This is a genomic window from Rhodoblastus sp. (genome assembly GCF_041915505.1).
GTDB lineage: Bacteria > Pseudomonadota > Alphaproteobacteria > Rhizobiales > Beijerinckiaceae > Rhodoblastus.
This window is the reverse complement of sequence record NZ_JAYSBG010000151.1, coordinates 1-8,130: the sequence shown is the minus strand read 5'-3', so window position 1 is coordinate 8,130 and position 8,130 is coordinate 1. Positions and strand designations below refer to the sequence as shown.

Sequence of the window (8,130 nt, the reverse complement as noted above, 5' to 3'; positions counted from 1 at the left end):
GCATGGCGTCGGCCGCGTCCAGAGCCGCCAAGGCCGTGTCGACGCGTTCGCGCGGGACGCTTTCGCCATAAAACACCACATCCGGCTTCAGCACGGCGCCGCAGGCCGGGCAGGCCGGAACGGCGAAGGTGGAGAAGTCGACATCTTCGAGATCGGCGTCGCCATCGGGCGCCTCGGCCGCTTCGAGCGCCCGCCAATCGGGATTCAGCTCTTCGAGCCGCGCCTGAAATTCTTCACGCGACTGCCGACGCTCGCAGGCCATGCAGCGCACGAGGTCGAGCCTGCCATGCAGGTCGACCACATCGCGGCTGCCGGCGGCCTGATGCAGGCGATCGACATTCTGGGTGACGAGCAGCGCGCTCTTGCCCGCCGCCTCCAGCCGCGCCAGAGCGCGATGGGCGCCATTGGGGGCGGCGTGGCGAAAGCGCCGCCAGCCGAGCAGGCTACGCGCCCAATAGCGTTTGCGCGTCAACGCCGATCCCATGAAGGCCTGAAGGGTGACCGGCTGCTTGCGCTTCCACGCGCCCTCGGCGTCGCGGTAATCTGGAATGCCGGACGGCGTGCTGCAGCCCGCGCCGGTCAGGATGAACAGACGCCGGTTGTCGGCGATGAAGCGCTGAAGATCCGGAAAAGACGCCATGCCGCGACCCTAACCCGCCGCGCCGGAATTTTGTACCGAAATCGGCGCGCTCGGCGCGCGCCATTTGCCATGTCGCGCGTTTCACCTTGCCGCCGGGCGCGGCGCGCGGTTTCCTTGCCGCACGATTCGATAGGGAGAAAGACGTGCGGCTGGCTGCGACCATGGTTGTTTTGGCCTTGTGCTCTTTTTGCGCGCCGGCGCGCGCCGATGAGGACGAACTGGCGGGCAAATGGTTGATCGAGCAGATCCGCGACGCCGGCGCCTTCGACGCGGACAAGACCTCGTTCGAACTGCTTCCCAACGGCCGCGTCGCCACGACCGTCGGCTGCAATCGCGTGATCGGCGAGCCGGATATTCGCGGCGACCGCATCCGGTTCGGCGCGCTCGCCGCCACCCGCATGGCCTGTCCGCCGCCCTTCGACGCGCTTGAACGCCATTATGGCGCGGCGCTGGAAGCCGTGCGGCGCTTCCGGTTCGACGGCGACAAACTGGTGCTGAGCGACGCCAAAGGCGAGGCCTTGATCCTGCTGCGCCCTGCCGATTGATGAGCCTGCCCGATTGACAGGGGTTCAGCCGGCGCCAGACTGGGCGCGGGGCCAGGGCCGAAACCGTCCTGGTCGACCGTGGAAGGAGCCTTTCATGCTCAAAGTCGCAACCGCCGCCCTCGCCGCCGCATTGCTTTGCTTTTCCAGCGCAGCCTGGGCCGAATCGCCCTGGCCGGCCAACGCCAAGGTCTATTTCATCGCGCCGGCCGATGGCGCGACGATCAACGGCAAGGTCATTGTGAAATTCGGCCTGTCCGGCCTGGGCGTCGCTCCGGCCGGCGTGGAAAAGCCCAATACCGGCCATCACCATCTGCTGATCGACGTCGACCCGCCGAGCGGAGCGAAGCTCGACGAGGCGTTGCCGATCAACGATCCGCACATCAAGCATTTCGGCGGCGGCCAGACGGAAACCGCGCTCGATCTGCCCCCCGGCCGCCACACGCTGCAGCTCATTTTCGGCGACGCCAGCCATGTGCCGCACGATCCGCCGCTGGTTTCGGAAAAAATCACCATCGAGGTGAAATAAGCGGCGCTCCCGCACCGATGCGCCGGCGAGCCTTGACCCGGGCCGGCGCATCGGGCAAGCGATCCGCGAATGAATGGTGGAAGGACAATCCGGATGTCGGCGCAGATCGCTCAACAGGAATTCGCGGCCCGGCTGGTTTCCGTCGCCGAGGCGACCGAAGCCAAGCTGGACGCGCTGCTTTCGCCGCATCTGCTGCCGGGCGAAAAAACCCGGCCCGAACGCCTGCTCGAAGCCATGCGCTATGGCTCGCTCGGCGGCGGCAAGAGGCTGCGCCCTTTCCTGCTGGTCGAGACCGCCCGCCTGTTCGGCGCCACCGGCGACGGCGTTTTCCGCGCGGCTTGCGCGCTGGAGATGATTCACTGTTATTCGCTGATCCATGACGATTTGCCGGCCATGGACGACGACGACCTGCGCCGCGGCCGCCCCACCGCCCACAAGGCCTTTGACGAGGCCACCGCCATTCTGGCCGGCGACGGGTTGCTCACTTTCGCCTTCGACGTGATCGCCGATGCGCCGACCCATCCCGACCCAGCCGTGCGCGCCGATCTGACCCTCCTGCTCGCCCGCGCGGCCGGCCTTGGCGGCATGGTTGGCGGCCAGGCGCTCGACCTCGAAGCCGAGGCCAGCAAATCGCCGCATACGCGCGAATTCGTCGCCTTGATGCAATCGATGAAGACCGGCGCGCTGCTGCTGTTCGCGGTCGAGGCCGGCGCGCGGATCGGCGGCGCCGACGCCAAGCAGACGGCGGCGCTTTCGCGCTATGGCGCGGCGCTCGGCGCGGCGTTCCAGGTCGCAGACGACATTCTCGACGCCGAGGGCGACGAACAGGCGCTCGGAAAACGCGCCGGCAAGGACGCCGACCGCAACAAGGCGACTTTGGTCGCGGCGCTCGGCCTCGAACAGGCGCGCAAGCGCCGCGACGCTCTGGCGGAGGACGCCATCCAGGCGCTGGCGGACGGCGGCTTCGGCGAAGCGGCGGCGATTCTCGCGGAAGCCGCGCGCTTCACCGTCGCGCGCAAGTCGTGATCCGATGACCGCGCCGGCCGCCCGACGCCTGCCCAAGCCGCTGCGGATCATCCGCGCGCGGCCGCGGCTGTTTCTCTGCGGCCTGTTCGGTATGATCATCGGGCTCGCCACGCCCGAGGAATGGCGGCCGGTCACGCGCGGCCTGGTTGGCTGGAATGCGGCGATCTGGAGCTATCTCGTCGCCGCCGGCGTGATGATCCTGCGCTCGGAGCACAAGGATATTCATCGCCGCGCCGCTTTGCAGGACGAAGGACGCCATGTCATCCTCGCAATGGCGGCGCTGGCCTCGATCATTTCCTTCGGCGCGATTTTCGCCCAGCTCGCCACGGTCAAGGAAACGCCGCATCCGGTCAGGGATCTGCATATCGCGCTCGCGGTCGCGACCATCCTCGGGTCGTGGCTGTACCTGCACCTGACCTTCGCGCTGCATTACGCGCATGAATTCTTCAAGATCGCCAAGCCGGACGAGAATGGCTTCTGGCGCGGCGGGATCGATTTTCCCGGAACCAAATGCCCGGATTATCCCGATTTTCTCTATTTCGCCTATGTGATCGGCGTCGCCTGCGCGACCGCCGATTGCAACATTTCCGGCCGCCCGCTGCGCCGCCTGACCACCGTCCATTGCATATTGGCGTTCTTCTACAACAATGCCGTGCTGGCGATGACCATCAATATCGGCGCGGGTTTTATCGGCGGGTGAGCGGATTTCCGGCGCGGGCGCGAAAGCGATCCGCCTTTCGGGCCGGAGGCGTTGGCGTCCGGCCCGCTTTCAAACGGCAGATCGAATTCGCCGTCTCCGGCCTTGTTTTATGACGCGACTTTGACGGGCGGGATCGTCCAGCTTCCGTCGAGGATCGACGGCGCGGCGGGGTTCGGCCAGTATAGGCGCAGCATGAGGATGAACTTGCCCGCCGGCGCCGGCAGCCAGTTCGATTCCTTGTCCGCCCCCGGCGAGTCGTGCTGGATGTACAGATCGACCGAGCCGTCCGAGTTTTCCTTGAGGTTCTGCCGCGCGCTGATCGAATAGCGGTTGATCGGATTGGCGACGAAGAAATAATTCTCGTCATACATGGTCAGCGACCAGAAGCCCTTGACCGGCGGCAACTGGCCCTTGTCGAAACGGATGACATATTTGTTCGCGCCATCATATTTGCGCGCGAGCAGACCCGATCCCGACTTGGTCGACACCGGATAGATCGCGTCTTCCGGCCGGTTGGCGCCGAGGCCGACCGCGGTGACCAGCGCCCTCTGGAGATAATCCGTTCCGTAGAGGCCCATTTTCGTGCTGTAGAGCCAGCCATTGACTCGGTTGAAGTCGCCGCCGGTCACGAATTGCAGCATGATCCGGTCGAAGCTGATCTTCGGCACGCGATTGAGGACGGCCGGGTCGGCGGCGGAAGGATCGAAATCCTTGCCGGGGACGACGCCGACCTGCGCCAGCTTGGGCAGGATGGGCGCGTCGGCGGCGGCGGGCGGATTGGTCTTGAGCAATTCCGCCAGCAGCTTGAAATAGTCGACGCCGCTCAGGGCGTTGACCTGATCGCGCACCGCCGTCTTCATGTCGATCGACGGGTCGGCTTTTCCGGGGGCCGGCGTCCAGTCCTTGCCCCAGGCGCTGAGCGGAACGACCTTGCACTGGTCCTGCAGCGCATGGACGGCGGCGTAATCCTCGGGCGTCCCGGTGCAATAGATGCGGCCCAGAAGCCAGACGATGGCGGTCGGCGATTTATATTCGACGACGCCCGCCGGCAGAGTTCCCTGCCAGCCCGGCCCGGTGATCGCGTAGGTCTGCGCGCCGGTTCCCGTCGTCCGCGCGCCCGGAACCTGGAACACATTGGTCCAGCCGTCGAGCATCGGGAACAGGAAATAGCGGCCCTTCATTTCGGGAAGGCTGAGGATCCACGGCTCCTTACCGACATCCAGCCAGGCGGTGGTGTAGAGCGTGTCGGCGTTGGGAGCGGTCACGACGCGATAGCTCGCGTCGGGATAGGAGCGCATGCGCACGAACTGACCCATCGGCGCGTGCGTCCCTTCCGGGGCCGCGATATTGGTCATGATCCGGCGCGTCATTTCCATCGTGACGAGCGGATAGCCGTAAATATAGGCCTCCGAACCGGCCCGGAAATCCTCGACATCGCCGCTCAACTCGCTGATCAGGCCTTCCGCGCGGGCTGACGTGAAAGCGTGGCCGGCGCCCAGAGCGCCAAGCCCGACCGAAACCGCCCGTCTTGAAATCTTCATTTCCATCTCCCTTTTCGCAGATCGTCCCGATCAAAAATTTTTCGGCCGGCCGCGATTCGACGCCATGGCGGCGCATGCTATAGCAATGAAGCGTCAACCGTTTATCTTTCCACGACAAATCCGATCCGGTCATGACATTACATAATGTCCCATTGCAAAGGGTCGCAGGGCTTTCCGGCGCGCCGGCCCTGCTGCGCGAACTCGGCGCCGATCCGCGCGACGCCTGCGCGGGATTGTCGTTCGGCCCGGACGATCTTCAGCCCGACGCCATGATCCCCTTTGGCGAAGCCGTGCAGCTCCTGGCGAATTGCGAGCGCGTCACGGGGCTGGAGCATTTCGGGCTGATTCTGGGCGCCCGCCACGATCACCTGTCGCTCGGACCGATCGGCCAGGTCATGCATGTCGCGCCGACGCTCGGCGACGCCATTCGCGACTATATTCGCGTGCAGATCGGCCTATCGCGCGGCGCGGCGGTCTATTCCTATCCGATCGGCGACGACGTCGCCTTCGGCTTCGGCATTTATGCGCGCCATCACCCCGGCGTCAGGCAGGCCTATGGCTTCACCATGGCCGTCGCCGCCAATCTCGTCCGCGCCCTGACCGGCGGAAAGGCCGATCTCGTCGAGGTTCTGCTTTGCCATCGACCGCCGGCCGACCCGAGCCATTTTGAACGGGCGCTCGGAACCAGGATCCGCTTCGATCAATATCAATCCTGCGTCGTCTTTTCGCGCGCGGACCTGAAACGACCGAATCCGAACGCGCATGCGGCGCGCTATGAAAAGCTCTCGGCGCAGCTCGCCGCGATGATGCAGGTCGATGGCCTTGACGCCGCCGTGCTGCTGCGCCATCGGATCAAGCCGCTCCTGATGCAGGGCGATTTTTCGCTCGACGCCGTCGCCCGCCAACTGGAGATGCATCCGCGCACGCTCAACCGTCGGCTTCTCGAGGGCGGAACCTCGTTCATCGCCATCCGGGACGAGATGCGTTTTCGTCTCGCGCAGGAATTGCTCGCGCTCACCGACCTCCCAGTCGGAGACATCGCGGCCGCGCTATCCTTCTCCGCGCACGGCAATTTCGTACGCGCCTTCCGGCGATGGGCCGGCGTCACGCCGACGGAATGGCGCTCAAATGCGATGACATTGGCGCGCTAGAAAGAGGCGTGACGGCGCGGAAGGCGTCCGCGGACCGAAACCGTCACTCGGCCGCGCTGGATTCCGCCTTGCCGCCGAAACGCCGGACCACATAATCCGAGATGATCTTCTCGAATGCCGTCGCCGCGCCGGGTCATGGCCTCGACGCCCGGATAGACCTTGCGCCTTTATCGGCGCGCTTGCTCGACACGCCAGCGCTCTTGCCGCTGTCAGCTTCAGCCGCCTCGACCCATTCAAGCACGGGATGTGCGAAACAGCCGATCTTAGCGGCGGTCATCGACAATGCGGGCCGCTGGGATCGATGCCCGCTCGGGTGAACTGGAGCGATCGCCGTCGCTCCGGCGCAAACCTCGGCCGAGACTGTGTTCATCATCCGCTCGTCATAACTCGATCCTATTCAGAAGTCGGAGCATCGGCCAAACTCGGCGCCGTTCGCGCCATGCATGGGTTCTTAGACCAGCGCGTAAGCGCCTCATTGGCCGGACATAAAGATTTAACCACGGAGTTAAACACCGCTAATAATGATGGAAACGATGTGACTTAAGTTTATTGAAAATTTGATGTCGCGACTCTATGCTATAAGAGCACAAAATTAAATGAGGTATTTCGTGTTGTTCAATAGGTAATTATTATATACATGTTCGTGACATTGTTAATTGCTACATCAATATTCTGAATCATGAATTTCTGGCCGCACCCACAGCATCGGCCGAAGCAGCAATGACGCTCGTTGCGAACAGCCCCGACGTGGCGCTCGTGAAGCGCACACCCTGAAGAACCCGCACGCTGACGGACGCCTGATCGGATGGCGCTCCCCAGCATGTGCATTTCGGCGAGCGCTTAGCGATGCTGAGCGCCACCATGCGCCTGGGACGAAAAGCAACATGACCACACTCGCAACCACCCCTGCCGCATTCGCAGAAAAAGAAGGCGCCAGCCGGCGAATTCTCGCCCTCGACGGATTCCGCGGCCTGATGACGTTGTTCGTTCTTTTCTCGCATTACTGGGGAGAGATTCCCGGAGGGCTGCCTCAAACCCGCTTCGGCTTCGTCGCAGTCGATTGCTTCTTCGTTCTCTCTGGCCTTCTGGTCGGACGCCTCATTCTCGACAAGGGCGCCGCCGAAAACTTCTTCTGCGTTTTCTACGCGCGTCGCGTGCTCCGCACCTTCCCGATCTACTTCCTGTGCATCGGCCTCGCGATTGCCGCCGAACGGATGATCGGGCTCCCCGACAATCCGGCTGTGCCGACTTGGAGCTATTTTACGTTCACAAACAACTTCTTCGTGGCGATAAATGAGGATCCGGGCCGCGAATGGCTTGGCCCGACGTGGACAATGGCTGTCGAGGAGCAATTCTACCTGATCGCTCCCGCGCTCCTTCTTGCGACGCCGCGCAAACACTTTCTGCATGTGCTTGGAGTCATCATTGCGCTGTCCATCGCGAGCCGGGTCGTCATCCTGATGACGACGGGACACTCTCTCGCCGCTTACGTTCTGCTTCCTACTCGCGCCGACAATCTGGCGATTGGCCTTGCATGCGCTGCTTTGCTCAAGACAAAGAAGCGCTGGAACACGCTCGGCTTCCGCGTCGCGCCGATCGCAATCCTGTTGACCGTCGTCCTGCTCGTCGAGATCGCAAGCGACATAACGGTCATCCTAATCGCACACACTCTCGTATGCGCCGCTGCAGGGCTTTTCCTTATGAGCCTCGTACAGGGATCGCCCGAAACAGCGCGGTTTGAGAGCAAGACCCTCGTCTTTTTCGGCAACACCTCCTACGCTGTCTACCTTACCCATATGCCCATTCTTTGGGTCGCCCACGAGACAATCCTTGACCATGCGCCGACGCTCACTACCCCCGCCGGCGCTGCGGTAACGGCCGCTTCCATCCCGGTCACGTTCGCCATAGCAAGTATTCTCACAAGATTCGTCGAAACCCCGATTACGGCGATCGGGCACACCCTTAAATGGGAATTGCCTGCTGGTTTTGAGCTGAGACCCT

General features: G+C 63.6%; 8 protein-coding genes. 6 read left to right on the top strand and 2 right to left on the bottom strand.

Annotated features, from left to right (window positions below):
• A partial coding sequence (locus tag ACE3S9_RS10905; protein WP_374546486.1) for an NAD-dependent protein deacetylase occupies positions 1-640 on the bottom strand: 640 nt, incomplete at its 3' end.
• Between the two features lie 143 nt (positions 641-783).
• Here ACE3S9_RS10905 and ACE3S9_RS10900 point away from each other — a divergent pair.
• The 4 genes from ACE3S9_RS10900 to ACE3S9_RS10885 all read left to right on the top strand — a co-directional run bounded on the left by ACE3S9_RS10900 (position 784) and on the right by ACE3S9_RS10885 (position 3,437).
• The gene (locus tag ACE3S9_RS10900) at positions 784-1,185 is read left to right on the top strand and encodes an META domain-containing protein (RefSeq protein WP_374546485.1); all 402 of its coding nucleotides are present in this window, start codon (positions 784-786) and stop codon (positions 1,183-1,185) included.
• Between the two features lie 94 nt (positions 1,186-1,279).
• A complete protein-coding gene (locus ACE3S9_RS10895) occupies positions 1,280-1,711 on the top strand; it encodes a DUF4399 domain-containing protein (protein WP_374546484.1) in 432 nt (143 codons plus the stop codon).
• 93 nt (positions 1,712-1,804) lie between these two features.
• A complete protein-coding gene (locus ACE3S9_RS10890; protein WP_374546483.1) occupies positions 1,805-2,737 on the top strand; it encodes a polyprenyl synthetase family protein in 933 nt (310 codons plus the stop codon).
• A 4-nt stretch (positions 2,738-2,741) separates the two neighbouring features.
• The gene (locus ACE3S9_RS10885) at positions 2,742-3,437 is read left to right on the top strand and encodes a DUF1345 domain-containing protein (protein ID WP_374546482.1); all 696 of its coding nucleotides are present in this window, start codon (positions 2,742-2,744) and stop codon (positions 3,435-3,437) included.
• A gap of 107 nt (positions 3,438-3,544) precedes the next feature.
• Here the strand turns inward: ACE3S9_RS10885 and ACE3S9_RS10880 are convergent, their stop codons facing one another.
• Complete coding sequence (locus ACE3S9_RS10880) at positions 3,545-4,978, bottom strand: DUF1254 domain-containing protein (protein WP_374546481.1); 1,434 nt, start codon at positions 4,976-4,978, stop codon at positions 3,545-3,547.
• A gap of 131 nt (positions 4,979-5,109) precedes the next feature.
• Here ACE3S9_RS10880 and ACE3S9_RS10875 point away from each other — a divergent pair, with 131 nt between their 5' ends.
• Both ACE3S9_RS10875 and ACE3S9_RS10870 read left to right on the top strand, forming a co-directional pair.
• Complete coding sequence (locus tag ACE3S9_RS10875) at positions 5,110-6,129, top strand: AraC family transcriptional regulator ligand-binding domain-containing protein (protein WP_374546480.1); 1,020 nt, start codon at positions 5,110-5,112, stop codon at positions 6,127-6,129.
• 884 nt (positions 6,130-7,013) lie between these two features.
• Positions 7,014-8,130: acyltransferase family protein (locus tag ACE3S9_RS10870; RefSeq protein WP_374546479.1), on the top strand; the 1,117-nt coding region annotated here is incomplete at its 3' end.

Bases quoted from the DNA above. Each gene is read 5' to 3' on its own strand.
- ACE3S9_RS10880 (WP_374546481.1), bottom strand. From the start codon at position 4,978: ATGAAGATTTCAAGACGGGCGGTTTCGGTCGGGCTTGGCGCTCTGGGC.
- ACE3S9_RS10885 (WP_374546482.1), top strand. From the start codon at position 2,742: ATGACCGCGCCGGCCGCCCGACGCCTGCCCAAGCCGCTGCGGATCATC.
- ACE3S9_RS10890 (WP_374546483.1), top strand. From the start codon at position 1,805: ATGTCGGCGCAGATCGCTCAACAGGAATTCGCGGCCCGGCTGGTTTCC.
- ACE3S9_RS10895 (WP_374546484.1), top strand. From the start codon at position 1,280: ATGCTCAAAGTCGCAACCGCCGCCCTCGCCGCCGCATTGCTTTGCTTT.
- ACE3S9_RS10875 (WP_374546480.1), top strand. From the start codon at position 5,110: ATGACATTACATAATGTCCCATTGCAAAGGGTCGCAGGGCTTTCCGGC.